Genomic DNA, 16,104 nt, shown 5'->3' with positions numbered 1-16,104 from the left:
AGTGGGGTTATGATCATTTCTGTATAAAAAAACGACCCGACTCCCATGAAACTCGGAGTCGGGCCGCGCTGCTTTTAACTATTCTTGCGAATGTGCTGCTTCGTCTTTCACTTCTTCGCGAAATGATCTAATACTTTGTTTACGACGATTATTTTTTTCTTCGATTTGCTTACGCTCCTCATTGCTGATTTCAGAGGAGAATTCATTTAGGTATCCTTCGGCCTCATGAAGATTCTGCAATGTATTCTGAATATTTTGTTGCAAATGCTCTACATTATCTGCTCGATTATCCGGTTTTGCCATCGGTTTGACGCCTCCTAATCTTAGAATCGCTCACTAGAGCGCTAAACCGTAGCTTGATCGTTATCGAGTTGTTTTATACATTAAAATGCTTTCTAAACCACTGGCCGGCTGCTTCGGCTTCCGTACGGGTCAATTGATGACCATTGCGTTCCCAATAGGCTTCCACCTGCGCCCCGGCCCCTTCCAGCAAAGCTTGCAGCTCCCGCGATTCCGCAGCTGGAACAATCGGGTCATTTTCACCTGAAGACAAAAATACAGGGACACCGTTCAAGTTCGGCAGTTGCAGCCCTCGCAATGGCACCATGGCATGATGGAGAATGGCTCCACGCAGCGCTTTCGCATCATGAAAGAGCATACTAGCCGCTATGTTCGCTCCATTGGAATAACCCAGAGCCACCACATTGTTACGGTCAAACTCGTATTGCTCTGCTGCTGAATCCACAAATTCGCTTAGTTCTTTGGTACGAAATACGAGATCCTCAATGTCGAACACCCCCTCTGCCAAACGGCGAAAGAAGCGCGGCATCCCATTTTCCAATACATTCCCTCTCACGCCGAGCACAGACGCTCCCGGTGCTACCATATCAGCCAAGGGTAGCAAATCTTGTTCATTCCCGCCGGTACCATGCAACAGCAAAATAACCGGGGCTTGCGGATCATTTCCTTTCCGAAAGACGTGTTTCATATCTATTCCCTCCTCCAATTAACTTTAAATTAAGAATCTTATTTTTTGTATAATTTGATTATAGCCCATTTCATTGCTTTATACAAACATAATTGACCTCGTTCATTTTTTCTAAAATGATGTCTTGATCCATTGACATGTAGTATAGCTCTATTTTACTATGGTGTTAGATATTTAGAATATTATCTAAATATCTAAAGGAGGAAATGTATTTTGAATGATGCCTTTAAAGCTTTGGCTGATCCGACCCGGCGTACAATCTTGCAGCTTTTAAAGGAAAAAAGCATGAGCGCGGGCGAAGTAGCTGAACATTTTCAAATTAGCAAACCCAGCATCTCCCACCATCTCAATATCTTGAAGCAGGCAGGGCTGGTGCTGGATGAACGACAGGGGCAAAACATTATCTACACCCTGCATACAACGGTTGTAGCGGATGTGATCGGTTGGATGTTTAGTATCGCCCAACCCGATCCCCCTGCGAAGAAAAGTGGGAAACCTATTAAGGATGCGGAGGAATCTGAATGAAATTGCGAACACCTTGGAGCTTGATGGATCTTTTGACAACTTTGATTGCCTTATCACCCGCCATAGGCGCTATACTGCTGTACGACCGTCTTCCCGATGTTCTTGCCTCGCATTTTAGCTTTAACAATACAGCAGACAGGTACATGAGCAAAAGTGGTGCTATGATCATGCTCGTGCTATTGGGTCTGGTCCCGCTGGTCATTCGATTGGCACGCCACATGGACCCCAACAGAGCTAATTATGAGAAATTTTCAAAAGCCTATGAAGTTACGCGCGCAGGTGTTTCTGTGGTTCTCGCTGTAGCTGGATGGGGAATGCTGCTGTACAACCTGAATATACAACTGAAAATGAATGCTATAATTTTAGGGTTAATCGGCCTGATGCTAATGGTGATGGGGAATTATATGACTCAGGTACAGCCGAACTATACCTTCGGTATCCGCACGCCGTGGACTCTGTCTAATCCTGAGGTATGGCGTAAAACGCACCGTTTCGGTGGTCCTATGATGATGCTTGGCGGTGCTTCAGCATTGGTGGCGGCATGGGTCGGTGGAATGGCGGGAGTAGTCATTTTCCTAACCGTACTGATCATATCCGTTGCCTCTCCTGTGCTCTATTCTTTCTTGTTGTATCGTAAGCTAAACAAATAATTAGACAAAGCTATATCTGAACCTAAAGAAGGAACCTCCCAAACCGCAGTAAACGCAGGATGGGAGGTTCTTTGTACAAGTGAATATTTATTTAAAACAACAGTTTATCGGGATGGGTGCCTACACGTTCATCCAGATGAAGACCATTGATTCGGTCAATATCCTCAGCCGTCAGTTCAAAATCGAACAAATCGGCATTTTCGCGGATACGATGCGCGGTTACCGATTTGGGAATCGTTACAATCCCCCGATCCAGATGCCAACGCAAAATAACCTGAGAAGTCGTTTTGCCGTATTTGGCAGCAATCTCAACGATATCTGCCTGCTCGGTTAATTTCCCCTTCATCAATGGACTCCACGACTCAAGTTGAATCTGGTGCTCCCGGCAGTATTGATGCAACTCTTGCTGTGTCAGACGCGGGTGAAGCTCTACCTGATTGATGACAGGCACAGTGTTGCTGTCTTTAAGGAGGTCTTCGAGATGGTGGATTTGGAAGTTGCTTACTCCAATTGCGCGTACGCTTCCTTCTTCATACAGCCGCTCGAATGCCTTCCAAGTTTCCTTGTACTTGTCCTTGCCAGGCCAATGAATGAGATACAGATCAATAATGTCCAGACCCAGCCGTTTGCGGCTTTCTTCGAAGGCACGCAGTGTTGAATCGTAGCCCTGATCTTGATTCCAAAGCTTAGTGGTCACAAACAGATTTTCTCTGGCCGCTCCACTATCACGAATGGCTTGTCCGACCAGTTCCTCATTGCCGTAGATCGCCGCCGTATCAATGTGACGGTAACCGACCTCAATGGCTGTTTTGACTGCTTCGTAGACCTCATTACCTTCCGCCTTGTACGTACCAAAACCAAGCCAAGGCATCTGAACTCCGTTATTTAGTAAAGCTGTATCCGCAATGTTCCCCATGTCTATCTCCTCCTATTCCTAGTTATAAATGATCCAACAGGATGATTACAGTTTAGTCGCATCCTGAAAAGCATTCACTTCAAGCGGAGCAGCCAACAGTTCTTTCGCTGCAGCAACAAATGCCTGGAAATGGGCAGAATTGTTATGGAAATCTACAGCAGCAGCATCCTTCCACTCTTCCACCATCGTAAATGCATTGGGATCATTCAGATCCTGCATTAACGTATAGCGTACATTGCCCTCTTCAGCTTGTGATGCGCTGATCAATCCTTGGGTTTGTTGTAGAAAAGCCTCTCTTTTTTCAGGTAAAACCTTCATATCAGCATGAATAATAATCACAATATTTTCCTCCTCACATTATGTAACTATTCTATTATAGACCATTCTTTCGATAGATTAAAAGTGCGGCTGTTTCTGGAATACAGTAAAATGAATGGTATTGGGGAGTTGATCGGCTGATCCGCTGCTCCTATATTTTGTTTAATGGCGGTGAAGGCATGTGCGTTTTCAGACAAAATTAATGGTTTTCATATCCCTTTTAGTGCTGGTCGTCACCGGACTGTTGGGATTATCCTTGCGCTATATGATTACCTCCGCCTTGTACGAAGAGATTGGGAAAAGGGCGCTAACCGTGGCCAATACGCTTGCGGTAGATGCACAGGTCAGGGAAGCTCTAGAACAGACGGACACAACGCAATTACGTGCGCGGATCAACGAGGTAGTGAAGCCCGTCCAAGCCAGTAGCGGTTCTGATTTTATTACGATTGCAGATCGTCATCTTATTCGTCAATGGCATGTTAACCCGGAAAGAATCGGACAGCCTATGATGGACCCGCTAAATAATAAGGTGCTGCAAGGGCAGCCCTCTATAACACAGTCTACCGGCTCTCTCGGACCGTCACTGCGAGCTAAAACCGCAGTCTATGATAAACAAGGCCGAGCCATCGGGCTTGTTTCTGTAGGTTTCTTGATGACAGATGTCGTGCAAAATATTCGTACATACACATATACATGGTTATGGTTCATGGTAGGTGCATTGATGATCGGCATCGTAGGAAGTCTGGTCATAGCACGACGGGTACGGCACGAACTGCATGGGCTGGAACCGGTGGAGATTGGACGTTTGTATCAGGAAAAGCAAGCCATTCTCGAATCCATAGGCGAAGGGATTATCGCGGTTAATAGCAATGGGCAAGTCACACTTGCCAATCCACAAGCCGTCCGTTTGCTGGGCCTCCCCCCGGAAACCAGCCTCTATGGATACGAGCTTCGTCACTTGGCGGATACCGCAGATCAACTGGCAGATATACTTATTGCAGATATTATCGAGGAAAATCCAAGCAAGAAGCCTGATCAGGAACAGAACGTACTCAATGAGGAAATTGAGATCCAACAACGAGTCGTAGTCGTCAGCCGTGTACCGATCAAGGATCGATTCGGACGAAGGTTGGGCACCGTTGCCAGTCTGCGCGACAAAACAGAGCTGCTTCGCATGACACGGCAGTTGACGGAGGTCAAGGATTATGCGGATGTGCTGCGATCACAAACACACGAATATACCAATCGGCTGTATCTCATATCCGGGCTGATTCAGTTGGAGTGTTATGACGAAGCCGTGGACTTTATTACTCAAGAGTCGGAGGATTATCGTATGCATCGTTCCGTTTCCTCTTCTCTTTCAGCCGATTCCATCATCGCCAGCCTGCTGATCAGCAAGAAAAAACAGGCGTTGGAACAAGGGGTTGTACTCCATTCATATATTAAGGGAGCATTTTCAACTCCGTCTGCTACGTTGGAGTGGTCGCTCCTTGCTACCATCGCCGGAAACCTGCTGGATAATGCCATGGAAGCTGTTATAACAGGCTCCAAATCTGACGGACAAGTCTGGTTCCGGCTTGAAGAAATGACTGAAGCCATCATCGTCCAAGTTGCGGATAATGGTGCGGGTATTTCGGAAGATATCCAGGAAAAACTGTTCGTTAAGGGCGCATCAACCAAAGCAGAGGCAGGACACGGATATGGCCTTGCTCTCGTGCAGGAGTACACCGAACGAATGAGTGGCTCCATAAAAATACAGGAACGGCCTGGTGGGGGTAGCATTTTTGAAGTACACATTCCTTTAAATAGGACAGACACGAGAAGCAATAATGCAACAGGAGGTTACGTCCATGAATGAGCAGGTATTATCGGACATTGAGGTTCTTATTATTGAAGATGATCCGCGAATTGCGGAGATAAACCGACGATTTATTGAAAAGGTGGACGGGTTCACCGTATGTGCAATAGCAACGAACGAATTTGAGGCAAAGCTTCAACTGGATGTATTACGACCGTCTTTAGCTGTGCTGGACGTTTATTTTCCCGATACGAATGGTCTAACCCTGCTTTCGTTCATCAAACATCACTATCCGGGGACAGATGTCATTATGCTGACCGCCGCCAAGGAGGCTGAAACGGTGGTACAAGCGGTACGCGCAGGCGTATTTGATTTTATCGTAAAGCCGCTCGTATTCGAGAGATTGCGTGCGACTTTAGAGGAATATGCCCGTTTTCGACGCCAAGTCACAACATGGCAAGCGGAACAATCCATGGTGGAGCAAGCGGAAATTGACCGTCTGCTTCAAAGCGCAGGCACTGGTCGGTTAGCAGGTAACGGGGCCGGAGAACTATGGGCCAAAGGGATTGATAAAGTAACCTGCGAAAAGGTGCTTGAGCTTCTGAATCGACGAGGTGAGGTAACTACAGGGACTGTGGGAATTGAGCTAGGTATGAGCCGATCTACAGCCAGAAGGTATCTGGAGTATTTAGTGGAAAGTGGCGACGCTCATCACGATCAGATGTACGGAACCGTCGGCAGACCGGAACGTATCTATCGCAGACGGCAGGAAAATGCATAATCCCCCCCAATTCTGCTGCCAGGCGTGTCCCTTTCTCTCTCCTCGTTGCTTGTGACTTTTATGAACTTAATTCACTTAATAGACTAAAATGGTTTAAATGATCACATTATTTACGTCCCTCTTCCCGGTTGCTAGAATGGTCAACAGTTAGTTAATTGATAATGATTATCAGTTTCTCTGGTAAGCATATTTGGAACGGGGGACAACATATGGCAACACCGAAACAGACATTACGCACAGGCATGCTGCTTGCGGTGATCCTGGTACTTCTGACCGTCATAACGGCGGGATGTGGGGGCCAGTCACAAAATAATAACGCAGCAGCCCCTCAAGCCACAGGCGACACTCGAATCATTAAACATGAGATGGGAGAAACCCAAGTTACAGGTAAACCCAAAAGAATCGTAACGCTGGAGTTCTCTTTTGTCGATGCCACTACTCAACTGGGCATCACACCTGTCGGCATTGCTCAGGAAAATGATGATGATATCGATGGACTGCTTGGCAAAAAAATCGACTTCACACCTGTGGGTACACGCAAACAGCCGAACCTGGAAACGATCAGCTCCCTGAAGCCTGATTTGATTATTGCTGATCTGAACCGTCATAAAAGCATATATAAAGAACTAAGCGAAATTGCTCCGACCATTGTTCTAAAGAGCCGCAATTCCTCTTATGAGCAAAACCTGGCATCCTTCAGTGTTATCGCTGATGCGTTGGGTGAGAAGGAAAAAGGCGAGCAAATTCTAGCTGCACATAAAGCTACCATGGCCAAGCTGAAAAAAGGCGTTCAAGCTGGTGAGTCCCGCAGCGTATTGCTCGGGGTGTTCCGTTCTGATTCACTATCGGCTCACGGTGCATCATCTTTTGATGGACAACTGCTGGAGCAAGCAGGTATCCACAACGCCCTTCAAAATACAAGCGAACCCACAGTCAAGCTGACACTGGAGCAAATTGCACAAGCTGATCCCGATGTGATCTTCTTGGTGGAAGCCGATGAGAAGCTGCTTGCGGAATGGAAGCAAAATCCGTTATGGCAAAACATTACGGCCGTGAAAAAAGGGGAAATTTACGAAGTAAACCGGGCACTGTGGACCCGGTACCGTGGACTCGGCTCTGCCGAGAAAATACTGGAGCAAGCGATTTCGCTTCTGTATCCCGCGCACAATAAAGGAGACGGCTCCCGTTGATCGGACAAGCCTTACGCGACCGGCTAAATAAGCCGGTCTTCTTTGCACTTCTATCCGCTCTGCTTGCTGGACTGCTGCTGAGCATAGCAATTGGTCCAGTCAGGATGGACATCCCCACCATGCTGACTGCACTGTTCACCGAGCATCCGTCCAAGGATCAGCTCATTATCTTGACGATACGCCTGCCACGTGCCGTCATTGGCCTGATCGTCGGCGCCGGGCTTGCCGTGGCCGGAGCGCTGATGCAGGCCATCACACGCAACCCGCTGGCTTCGCCGCAGGTGTTTGGGGTCAGCTCAGGCGCCTCGCTGGCTGTCGTCCTGTCGGTCGTGCTGCTGCCGAATATCGGGTCGTCCGGCAGCATTTATTTTGCTTTTGCCGGAGCGATCGCAGGCGGTTCCTTCGTATACGCATTGGCCGGAACGGCAGGCATGACGCCAGTCAAGCTAGCCCTTGCAGGGATGGCTGTACACCTGCTGCTGGCTTCTGTCACTCAGGGACTGCTCGTGTTCAATGAGCAAATATCCGATGTATTGTATTGGCTCGCCGGAGCCATCGACGGGTCCACCTGGGCCGATACGCGGCTGGTGCTGCCATGGTTCGCCGTGGGTATGATCCTTGCACTGGCGCTGGCCCCCTCGCTATCTGTGCTTAGCCTCGGTACAGAAGTGGCACAGGGACTGGGGCAAAACGTACGTCTTGTCCGCTTATTGGCCTCAGCCTCAGTTATTATGCTGGCAGGCTGTGCTGTAGCGGTAGCCGGGTCCATCGGCTTCGTGGGCTTAATGGTGCCGAATATCATCAAGGTGTTCACAGGCGATAATTACAAACGGGTCATCCCCTTGTCTGCAATCTGCGGAGCTCTGCTGCTGACATATGCAGACGTGCTTGGGCGGTTTATTGCCTTCCCTTATGAATCGCCTGTCGGTATTGTAACTGCGCTGGTGGGCGCGCCCTTCTTTTTATATCTGGCTCACAAGAACGGGAGGGCTTCACGATGAAAAAGCTATGGATTTTACTCGTGCTTATGTTGGGTGTTTCTTTTATTGCTATTGGCGTGGGTAGCACCTACATTACACCCTCGGAGCTGATCACGGCGCTGACTGACCGAAATGCCTCTTCCTGGTTCATCGTTCACCATTATCGAGTGCCTCGTGGCCTGCTGGCCGTCATGGCTGGTGCTGGTCTCGCAGTAGCTGGTGTGCTGCTGCAAGGTATGATCCGCAACCCTCTGGCTTCGCCGGACGTGGTGGGTGTGTCCAAGGGAGCCGGCTTTGCGGCGGTTCTCGTCATCGTGCTGCTCCCCTCATCTCCCGTGGCGCTGCTACCGATCGCTGCCTTTATTGGTGCCGGAGTAGCTGCACTACTGCTTGTACAGCTTTCGATGAGGGGAGGCATGCGTCCTAACATGCTGGCCTTAACCGGGCTGGCGGTGGGTGCTATTTTTCAGGCTGCAACCGATTATATTCTGGTCAAATATCCACTCGAAGCCAGCGATACGCTGACTTGGCTAGCTGGAAGTCTATGGGGCAAAGGCTGGGATGAAGTATATGGACTTTTGCCATGGTTAGTTGTATTGCTGCCGCTCGCCTATACGCTGCAGCGCAAGCTGGATATTATGAGTCTGGACGAGGAAAGCTCTGCTGGCTTAGGCCTTAGCGTGAAGCGTATGCGTACAGGATTGCTGGCCGTATCCGTAGCCTTAGCTGCTGCCTGTGTCGCTGCCATCGGGTCCATCGGCTTTATAGGACTGCTGGCTCCACATCTCGCTCGGCGGTTGTTCGGCAATCGCCATCGCTATTTACTGCCTGGCGCGGCCATGATCGGTGCCTTGATTCTCGTCCTTGCCGATGCGCTCGGACGAGGACTGAAGCCGCCGCTCGAAATTCCCGCTGGCATCGTGACAGCCGTGATTGGCGCGCCCTATTTCCTGTATCTCTTGCTGCGGGAGCGCAAGCAAAAAGGCAGCGCATAAAGGACAAATTCTCCAATCCAGCTAAACGCCGCTGTACTATACTGTAGCTTTTAGCTGGATTACCTCCCATCTGTACACCGAACCGCTGATTCATTTCTTTTCAAACGACTCATCCTACAGTAACTTCTATATGCCACACTTCACACACAAGTTTATTTTCCCGTTTTATATCGGAGTTTTGTTTTAACGAAGCTAAAGTAGAGAAGATTCATTATGTACCATATTCTCATATATCATAAAAAAGAGAGCCAACCTGTACACTTAGTACAGGCTGACTCTCCTTACCCATCAACACTTACGCTGGATAGGGTACTTCTGTTCCATTCAAAATGAGGTGCATCCGAATTTCCGCTTTTAAGGAGTCGGATACTGCACAATATTTTTCCTTACCCATCTGAATCGCTTTCCATACACGGTAATCCGGAATATCTCCATCTACGTGGAACGTCAGATCAATCGCTGTAAAACCCGTTGGCATCTGTTCCTTGCGTGTACCTTCGGCATCAATATCAATCCGCTGAATGTCTGATAAAAAACGATCCAAAATCATCGTAATATCGATACCGATACATCCCGCCAGACCCGCCAGCAGCAGTTCCATCGGTGTCATTCCTTTACCATCACCGCCATAAGCTGCCGTAGCATCCATCCCTACGGAATAACCGGAGGGTCCTTCCGAAGTAAATGCGCGTTTGCCGTGCCAAGTTGTAGATACTTTCATGTTCAATTGCCTTCTTTCCATCTTCGTAATCTATAATTTATTCCTGATCTAACTTAAAACTCGCTAATTTGACGCAGAAATTTTTGTGTCCTCTCATGCTGGGGAGCATCAAAAAACGCCTGTGGCGCAGCTTCCTCCACAATGATTCCGTCTGCCATAAATACAACCTTGTCCGCCACCTCGCGGGCAAATTTCATTTCATGAGTCACGACGACCATCGTCATTCCGTCTTGAGCCAGCTCCCGCATAACCCCCAGCACTTCACCCACAAGTTCGGGATCAAGTGCTGATGTCGGCTCATCGAACAGCATAATCGCTGGGTCCATCGCCAGTGCGCGTGCAATAGCTACCCGTTGCTGCTGTCCACCGGACAGACGAGTTGGATGTACATCCTGCTTATCCAATAATCCCACCCGCTTCAGTAGCTGTTGTCCGATAGACATCGCCTTGTCACGCGGCATTTTCTTTACTGTCAGCAGTCCTTCAATGACATTGCCGATTGCTGTTTTGTGCGGATACAGATTGAATTGCTGGAACACCATTCCCGTCTGCTTGCGAATATCACGAATGGCTGCTTGACGGACACGTGGGGAAGCCGTAGCATCAACCTCAATCCCGTTCACCTCAAACTTACCGGAAGACAGCTCTTCCAGACCATTCAGGCAACGCAGCAGGGTACTTTTACCAGATCCGCTGGGACCGAGCAATACGACGATTTCACGAGCGGCAACCTGAAAATCTATGCTTTTCAGAACCTCTACCTGTCCGAATCGTTTACCTAATCCGTTTGTTGTTATCATCATCTATCATCTCCACCTTAATAAGCTCGAGCCAGACGCTTTTCCACCCGCTCCAGTATAGCGGAGAATCCAATGCTCATAATCCAGTACATCAAGGCAATTTCGAGCAAAAACGGCATGTAGCGCAAATACTGCGCCTGTAAAAGCTGTGCCTGTCGCATCAATTCACTGACCCCGATAAACGACACAAGCGACGTTTCTTTAAGCATACCCACGAACGTATTTCCCATCGGTGCAATTGCAATGCGTAATGCCTGCGGAAGAATAATACGCCACATCGTTTGACCAGGCGACATTCCCGTAGCATAAGCGGCCTCAGTCTGTCCCTGCGGTACGGCTAAAATAGCTCCACGGAACGTCTCTGATAAGTACGCCCCTGTATTAATACTCAGTGCAAGACAAGCAGCCGTCAGCGACCCGAATGATATTCCGTAATCATCCAATCCATAATAAATGACTGCAATCTGCACCAACACCGGCGTTCCCCGGATGAGCGATACATACATACGGGCCAGCCAACGAATCGGTCGATTACCTTTCAGTCGGGCTACAGCAACAATCAGACCAATAATTAGACCAAAAAGCATAGAAACAATCGTTATATACAGCGTATAATAAGCACCCTTCAATAAAAAAGGGACGTTCTCCCACATTAATTCAAGCATCGGTTATATTCCCTTCTTTCAGACGAGTGGCCCCATGTCAGCATAAAAGCCAAGACTGGAGCCAGACGCCTGTAACAAGCTTACGTTATTCTTTTGGTTCCTCGCCAAACCATTTTTTGAAAATGGTTTTGTAAGTGCCGTCTTCCTTCATTTCCTTCAGAGCCTTGTTCAAGGCTTCCTTGAGCTCAGGAGTATTCTGGTTAATAGCTACAGCCGCTTGATCCGATTTAACCGGCTCACCTACGGCTTTAATTTGGAACCCGTTTTTATCGATGATGGGCTTGAGAGCATACAGATTGTTAATGGTTGCATCAATACGACCAGAGTTCAGATCTTTCAATGAAGTAATGACATCATCATAGGTTTTGATCTCAAAATCGCCTACCTTCGGCAACACCTCGTTGCGCAGGTAAGATTCATCATTCGTCCCTAGGCCAACACCAATCGTTTTGCCTTTAAAATCTTCCAGCTTCGTAATGTCATTTGTTTTGCTGTTCACGATAATATTCACATGATTGGTGATATAGGGGTCTGTGAAGTCAATGGCCTTCTTACGATCCTCTGTAATCGCCACCTGGCTAACCACTGCATCGAATTTTTTCTTTTGCAAACTTGGAATCAGTCCTGAAAATTCTTGCGCCGTGAACTCCACTTTTACTCCAATTCGTTTCGCCAATTCTTTAGCAATATCTACATCAAACCCGTCCAATTCCTTGTTGTCGTTCAAAAAATTGTACGGCGGATAAGTCCCCATCATGCCAACCTTCATTACACCGGCCTTCTTGATGGCCTCTAGCTGATTGGCGGCTGCCTCATTACTGCTGCCTGCTCCATTGCTCGTATTAGAAGCTTCTGGCTTTGTCCCACAAGCGCTCAGCACAAGGCTGAACAAAGCCAGAGCCATGAGTGTGGTCACCAAGAACCCTTTTTTACGTGTTTTCATATGTCGTTCGCTCCTGTCTAGATGTAAATGTTTAAGTGTATATGTGTAATTTGGCTATATTATTTGTTACCGACTACTCATTCATGCGATGTTGACCGTCTACTAGCCTTGGCCTAGTAGTCCATAAAATTCAAAATTAGCAGCCTCTTCTGCCAATCTTGTAGCCGATACCTGCTTGATGTGGTCATGTGTTCCCTCTGAACCGAATAGCCAGCGTATAATGACCCCTTCAATCATGCTCATAAGCAGGGCTGCCCTTAGTTCGACATCTAATTCGGCAGGCAGCATGTTCAGCTCGATCGCTCGCTCCATATTGCGCCGGAATGCAAGCTCCATCGCAGTTCTGGTCTCACGGATGCTCTGCCGCACGGGTTCATCGACACCACTGCCGATTAGCAGCAAACCCATTAGATAACGGTTCTCCAAGGCAAAATGAAATAGCCGAACAAACAGTGCTTCTGATGCCTTAACCATATCAGCCAGCGTTCCCGCATCACGGCGATACCCCTGCCCGATCGCTAACAGCAGTTGTTCACGGCCTGTAGCGATAATCTCCAGCGCCAAGGCTTCTTTACTTTTAAAATGCCAGTAAAATGTGCCTTGAGCTACTCCTGCCTCCACCACGATATCTGAAATCTTCGTTTGGTGGTAACCCTGCTCGGCGAACCGCTTTAACGCAATATGAAGTAGCTGTGTTCTGCGGTCTGTTTCTTCTCCCCCGTGATCAATAGGTGGTTCCTTCGAAGGGGTTTTGGGTTGCTTCGCCTTGCGTGGCTGCATCGGTTTTCTCCTCCCGATTGATCAGTCAGTCAGTTTTTTTATTTTTAATCCTATAGGATAAGTATACTTTTGTCAAACGAAAAAAGAGAACCTCCGCAGAGGTCCTCTTTATCCTATATATTGCTGTTATAGCAATGCTTTGGCCGCAATATCTGTACGGTTTTGCTTGCCTTCAAAGGTAATGCGGGCCGCTTGTTCGTAAGCTTTGTCTCGTGCCTCGGCAATGTCACGTCCCAAGCCCACCACGCCTAACACGCGTCCGCCGTTCGTGACCCACTCACCCTGTTCGTTGATACCTGTTCCAGCATGGAACACGATGGCTTCGTCTGCCTGATCCAGTCCATGGATAGGTATCCCTTTGGCGTAAGCTGCAGGATAACCTCCGGATGCCAGCACCACACACACCGCGGCCTCATCCTTCCACTCGATCTCCACCTGATCCAGCGTGCCGTTCACGGCAGCGAGAAAAATATCAAGTAAGTCGGATTTTAGTCGAGGCAACACGACTTGTGTTTCTGGATCACCAAAACGTGCATTAAATTCAATCGTCTTCGGCTTGCCGTCCGGCGAAATCATCAGCCCGGCGAATAAGACACCCCGGAACGGACGCCCTTCAGCAACCATCGCCTTGGCCGTCGGCTTAATAATCGTCTCAATGGCTTCCTCCATAATAGAATCGGCTATGTGGGGCAACGGGGAATACGTGCCCATGCCACCTGTGTTCGGTCCCTTGTCACCATCAAAAACCGGCTTGTGATCTTGAGCCGCTGCCATTGGACGAACCGTTTCCCCATCCACAAAGGAGAGAATCGACATTTCCTGTCCAGCGAGGAACTCCTCGATCACGACCTGTGCACCCGCTTCACCAAAAACCTTCGCTACCATAATATCGGACAGCGCCTTTTCCGCTTCCTCCATTGAGTAAGCAACTGTCACGCCTTTGCCTGCTGCCAATCCGTCCGCCTTAATGACCACCGGAATAGACTGTTCCTTCAAATAGGCATGTGCTTCCTCATAGGTATAAAATTTGCGATAAGCTGCTGTTGGAATGTGATATTTGTGCAGTAAATCTTTCATGAAGATTTTGCTGCCTTCGATTTCCGCCGCATTTTTACGCGGTCCGAATACCGGAATGCCTTTGGCTTCAAAGGCATCCACAATGCCGTCTGCCAGCGGATCATCGGGACCCACCACGACAAGTCCGACCTTTTTGGATTCAGCCAGTTCTGTCAATGCGTCAAACTCACTCACCGGAATCGGCACACACTCCGCTAATTGTCCGATACCAGCATTGCCTGGCGCACAATAGATTCGTCCGGCCTTTGGGCTTTTCTTCAGCGCCCACACAATTGCATGTTCGCGGCCGCCCCCGCCGATAACCAAAATATCCATTCAGGTGATTCCTCCCGCTTCCAGTATGATCGTTCAGGTGTGCTGCATTCACAACTCACGCAACTTAGTGTTTGAAATGACGTACGCCTGTAAAGACCATAGCAATGCCATATTCGTTAGCAACCTTGATGGATTCTTCATCTTTGATAGAGCCGCCCGGCTGAATGACTGCCGTAATGCCTGCTTTAGCTGCCAACTCCAACGTATCGCCCATCGGGAAAAAGGCATCCGATGCCAGTACAGCACCTTTTGCTTTGTCACCAGCCTGTTCAATCGCAATCTTGGCCGCTCCGACACGGTTCATTTGTCCTGCGCCTACGCCAATGGTCATATTATCTGCCGCCAGTACGATGGCGTTGGATTTCACATGCTTAACCACTTTCCAGCTAAACAAAAGTTGTTTCAGTTCCTCCTCGGATGGCGCACGCTCAGTTACAACCGTAAGTGCATCCGGGTCTACAGCGTGAACGTCATTTTGCTGGACAACCATGCCACCTTCAATAGAAGTCACGACGTAACGGCTCTTTGCCTGTTCAGCCGGGGAAAGCTCACCCAGATCAAGCAAACGAATATTTTTCTTTTTCGTTAAAATCTCCAATGCTTCTTTCGTGAAGCCCGGTGCCAGTATAATCTCCAAAAAGATTTCACTCAGCTTGTTCGCTGTATCGCCATCAATAATCCGGTTAGCCGCGACGATGCCGCCAAAAATCGAGGTCGGATCTGCTGCGTAAGCTTTGTTGTACGCTTCATAAATACTGCCGCCAATCCCTACACCGCAAGGATTCATATGCTTAACTGCGACTACTGTCGGCTCGCTGAATTCTTTGACAATTTGCAGGGCTGCATTAGCGTCATTGATATTATTGTAAGACAACTCTTTGCCGTGAAGTTGCTTCGCAGTTGTCAGTGTACCCTTGGCCGCCAATGGCTCACGGTAAAATGCCGCCTGTTGATGAGGATTTTCCCCATAACGCAAATCCTGAATTTTTTCATAGGTTACAGTGTAACGCTCAGGCAGCGGATCACCTGTCACATTCGACAAATAATCGGAAATCAATGCGTCGTATGCCGCCGTATGACGGAACACTTTTGCAGCCAAACGTTTACGGGTATTCAGCTCTGTGTCGCCATCCTTACGTATTTCCTCCAGTACAGTGCTATAGTCATCCGCGTCGACCACTACACTGACAAAAGCATGATTTTTTGCCGCTGAACGGAGCATCGTTGGACCGCCGATGTCGATATTTTCAATCGCATCCTCATAGGTTACACCGGGTTTGGCGATCGTTTCCGCAAAAGGATACAGGTTCACAACGACCAGATCTATATAATCCAATCCAAGTTCCTTCATTTGACGCTGATGTTCTTCATTATCCCGAACAGCTAGCAAACCGCTGTGTACCACAGGGTGGAGTGTTTTAACACGTCCATCCATAATTTCTGGAAATCCTGTTACCTCTGAAATGCCGATGACAGGAATGCCCTCCTTCGACAGCAAGCTGCTCGTTCCCCCTGTCGAAACGATCTCCACACCCAATTTGGACAACTCACGGCAAAACTCTACGATTCCCCGTTTATCTGATACGCTGACGAGCGCTCTTTTAATACTCACCCTGTCTCCTCCTTTAGCTCTTTCAGAATTTCGCAAATTTCTCTTCTATC

The 16,104-nt window shown here is 48.4% G+C and carries 18 protein-coding genes; 7 read left to right on the top strand and 11 right to left on the bottom strand.

Annotation, left to right across the window (positions count from 1 at the left end; genetic code table 11):
- Positions 1-78 precede the first annotated feature (78 nt).
- Together tlp and FKV70_RS00175 are read right to left on the bottom strand one after the other, a co-directional pair.
- Positions 79-303: a small acid-soluble spore protein Tlp gene (tlp, locus tag FKV70_RS00180; RefSeq protein WP_013369497.1), complete on the bottom strand. Its 225-nt coding sequence runs from the start codon at positions 301-303 to the stop codon at positions 79-81.
- Positions 304-376: 73 nt separating this feature from the next.
- Positions 377-988 carry an alpha/beta hydrolase gene (locus FKV70_RS00175; protein ID WP_064795819.1) on the bottom strand — a complete coding sequence of 204 codons (612 nt, stop codon included), beginning with the start codon at positions 986-988 and terminating at the stop codon, positions 377-379.
- 213 nt (positions 989-1,201) lie between these two features.
- Between FKV70_RS00175 and FKV70_RS00170 the strand changes: the two genes are divergently transcribed.
- Positions 1,202-1,513: an autorepressor SdpR family transcription factor gene (locus FKV70_RS00170; RefSeq protein ID WP_142611438.1), complete on the top strand. Its 312-nt coding sequence runs from the start codon at positions 1,202-1,204 to the stop codon at positions 1,511-1,513.
- Entirely contained in the window at positions 1,510-2,163 is a 654-nt protein-coding gene (locus FKV70_RS00165; protein WP_142611437.1) for an SdpI family protein, read from the top strand. Before FKV70_RS00170 ends, FKV70_RS00165 begins: the two co-directional genes overlap by 4 nt.
- A gap of 91 nt (positions 2,164-2,254) precedes the next feature.
- On the opposite strand, the gene FKV70_RS00160 is transcribed toward FKV70_RS00165, so the two are convergent.
- Positions 2,255-3,079 (bottom strand): aldo/keto reductase, encoded by an 825-nt coding sequence (locus FKV70_RS00160; protein WP_142611436.1) that lies wholly within the window; start codon positions 3,077-3,079, stop codon positions 2,255-2,257.
- Between the two features lie 45 nt (positions 3,080-3,124).
- Entirely contained in the window at positions 3,125-3,418 is a 294-nt protein-coding gene (locus FKV70_RS00155; protein WP_025676829.1) for a putative quinol monooxygenase, read from the bottom strand.
- 160 nt (positions 3,419-3,578) lie between these two features.
- Here FKV70_RS00155 and FKV70_RS00150 point away from each other — a divergent pair, with 160 nt between their 5' ends.
- The 5 genes from FKV70_RS00150 to FKV70_RS00130 all read left to right on the top strand — a co-directional run bounded on the left by FKV70_RS00150 (position 3,579) and on the right by FKV70_RS00130 (position 9,141).
- Positions 3,579-5,255, top strand: coding sequence for an ATP-binding protein (locus FKV70_RS00150; protein WP_142611435.1), 1,677 nt, complete (start codon positions 3,579-3,581; stop codon positions 5,253-5,255).
- On the top strand, positions 5,248-5,976 hold the full coding sequence (locus tag FKV70_RS00145) for a response regulator (RefSeq protein ID WP_142611434.1): 729 nt from the start codon (positions 5,248-5,250) through the stop codon (positions 5,974-5,976). The genes FKV70_RS00150 and FKV70_RS00145 overlap by 8 nt, the downstream gene beginning before the upstream one ends.
- A gap of 209 nt (positions 5,977-6,185) precedes the next feature.
- Positions 6,186-7,166 (top strand): ABC transporter substrate-binding protein, encoded by a 981-nt coding sequence (locus FKV70_RS00140; protein ID WP_142611433.1) that lies wholly within the window; start codon positions 6,186-6,188, stop codon positions 7,164-7,166.
- Positions 7,163-8,167 (top strand): FecCD family ABC transporter permease, encoded by a 1,005-nt coding sequence (locus FKV70_RS00135; protein WP_142611432.1) that lies wholly within the window; start codon positions 7,163-7,165, stop codon positions 8,165-8,167. Before FKV70_RS00140 ends, FKV70_RS00135 begins: the two co-directional genes overlap by 4 nt.
- On the top strand, positions 8,164-9,141 hold the full coding sequence (locus FKV70_RS00130; RefSeq protein WP_142611431.1) for a FecCD family ABC transporter permease: 978 nt from the start codon (positions 8,164-8,166) through the stop codon (positions 9,139-9,141). Before FKV70_RS00135 ends, FKV70_RS00130 begins: the two co-directional genes overlap by 4 nt.
- Positions 9,142-9,436: 295 nt before the next feature.
- On the opposite strand, the gene FKV70_RS00125 is transcribed toward FKV70_RS00130, so the two are convergent.
- The 7 genes from FKV70_RS00125 to purH all read right to left on the bottom strand — a co-directional run bounded on the left by FKV70_RS00125 (position 9,437) and on the right by purH (position 16,054).
- Positions 9,437-9,862: an OsmC family protein gene (locus tag FKV70_RS00125; protein ID WP_013369486.1), complete on the bottom strand. Its 426-nt coding sequence runs from the start codon at positions 9,860-9,862 to the stop codon at positions 9,437-9,439.
- Between the two features lie 53 nt (positions 9,863-9,915).
- The gene (locus tag FKV70_RS00120; protein WP_081276731.1) at positions 9,916-10,665 is read right to left on the bottom strand and encodes an amino acid ABC transporter ATP-binding protein; all 750 of its coding nucleotides are present in this window, start codon (positions 10,663-10,665) and stop codon (positions 9,916-9,918) included.
- 14 nt (positions 10,666-10,679) lie between these two features.
- Entirely contained in the window at positions 10,680-11,327 is a 648-nt protein-coding gene (locus FKV70_RS00115; RefSeq protein WP_064795810.1) for an amino acid ABC transporter permease, read from the bottom strand.
- An 85-nt stretch (positions 11,328-11,412) separates the two neighbouring features.
- Positions 11,413-12,270 (bottom strand): transporter substrate-binding domain-containing protein, encoded by an 858-nt coding sequence (locus FKV70_RS00110; protein WP_142611430.1) that lies wholly within the window; start codon positions 12,268-12,270, stop codon positions 11,413-11,415.
- A gap of 102 nt (positions 12,271-12,372) precedes the next feature.
- Complete coding sequence (locus tag FKV70_RS00105; protein WP_142611429.1) at positions 12,373-13,050, bottom strand: TetR/AcrR family transcriptional regulator; 678 nt, start codon at positions 13,048-13,050, stop codon at positions 12,373-12,375.
- Between the two features lie 126 nt (positions 13,051-13,176).
- Positions 13,177-14,442 carry a phosphoribosylamine--glycine ligase gene (purD, locus tag FKV70_RS00100; RefSeq protein ID WP_142611428.1) on the bottom strand — a complete coding sequence of 422 codons (1,266 nt, stop codon included), beginning with the start codon at positions 14,440-14,442 and terminating at the stop codon, positions 13,177-13,179.
- A 64-nt stretch (positions 14,443-14,506) separates the two neighbouring features.
- The gene (gene purH, locus FKV70_RS00095; RefSeq protein WP_142611427.1) at positions 14,507-16,054 is read right to left on the bottom strand and encodes a bifunctional phosphoribosylaminoimidazolecarboxamide formyltransferase/IMP cyclohydrolase; all 1,548 of its coding nucleotides are present in this window, start codon (positions 16,052-16,054) and stop codon (positions 14,507-14,509) included.
- Positions 16,055-16,104 lie beyond the last annotated feature (50 nt).

This window comes from Paenibacillus ottowii (assembly GCF_006874425.1).
Taxonomy (GTDB): Bacteria; Bacillota; Bacilli; order Paenibacillales; family Paenibacillaceae; genus Paenibacillus; species Paenibacillus ottowii.
Note: the sequence above shows the minus strand (reverse complement) of the source record. Positions and strands in the feature narration are given on the sequence as shown.

Excerpts from the sequence above, each read along its gene's own strand:
- tlp (WP_013369497.1), bottom strand. The coding sequence starts at position 303 with ATGGCAAAACCGGATAATCGAGCAGATAATGTAGAGCATTTGCAACAA.
- FKV70_RS00175 (WP_064795819.1), bottom strand. The coding sequence starts at position 988 with ATGAAACACGTCTTTCGGAAAGGAAATGATCCGCAAGCCCCGGTTATT.
- FKV70_RS00165 (WP_142611437.1), top strand. The coding sequence starts at position 1,510 with ATGAAATTGCGAACACCTTGGAGCTTGATGGATCTTTTGACAACTTTG.
- FKV70_RS00160 (WP_142611436.1), bottom strand. The coding sequence starts at position 3,079 with ATGGGGAACATTGCGGATACAGCTTTACTAAATAACGGAGTTCAGATG.
- FKV70_RS00145 (WP_142611434.1), top strand. The coding sequence starts at position 5,248 with ATGAATGAGCAGGTATTATCGGACATTGAGGTTCTTATTATTGAAGAT.
- FKV70_RS00140 (WP_142611433.1), top strand. The coding sequence starts at position 6,186 with ATGGCAACACCGAAACAGACATTACGCACAGGCATGCTGCTTGCGGTG.
- FKV70_RS00130 (WP_142611431.1), top strand. The coding sequence starts at position 8,164 with ATGAAAAAGCTATGGATTTTACTCGTGCTTATGTTGGGTGTTTCTTTT.
- FKV70_RS00125 (WP_013369486.1), bottom strand. The coding sequence starts at position 9,862 with ATGAAAGTATCTACAACTTGGCACGGCAAACGCGCATTTACTTCGGAA.
- FKV70_RS00120 (WP_081276731.1), bottom strand. The coding sequence starts at position 10,665 with ATGATGATAACAACAAACGGATTAGGTAAACGATTCGGACAGGTAGAG.
- FKV70_RS00115 (WP_064795810.1), bottom strand. The coding sequence starts at position 11,327 with ATGCTTGAATTAATGTGGGAGAACGTCCCTTTTTTATTGAAGGGTGCT.
- FKV70_RS00110 (WP_142611430.1), bottom strand. The coding sequence starts at position 12,270 with ATGAAAACACGTAAAAAAGGGTTCTTGGTGACCACACTCATGGCTCTG.
- FKV70_RS00105 (WP_142611429.1), bottom strand. The coding sequence starts at position 13,050 with ATGCAGCCACGCAAGGCGAAGCAACCCAAAACCCCTTCGAAGGAACCA.
- purD (WP_142611428.1), bottom strand. The coding sequence starts at position 14,442 with ATGGATATTTTGGTTATCGGCGGGGGCGGCCGCGAACATGCAATTGTG.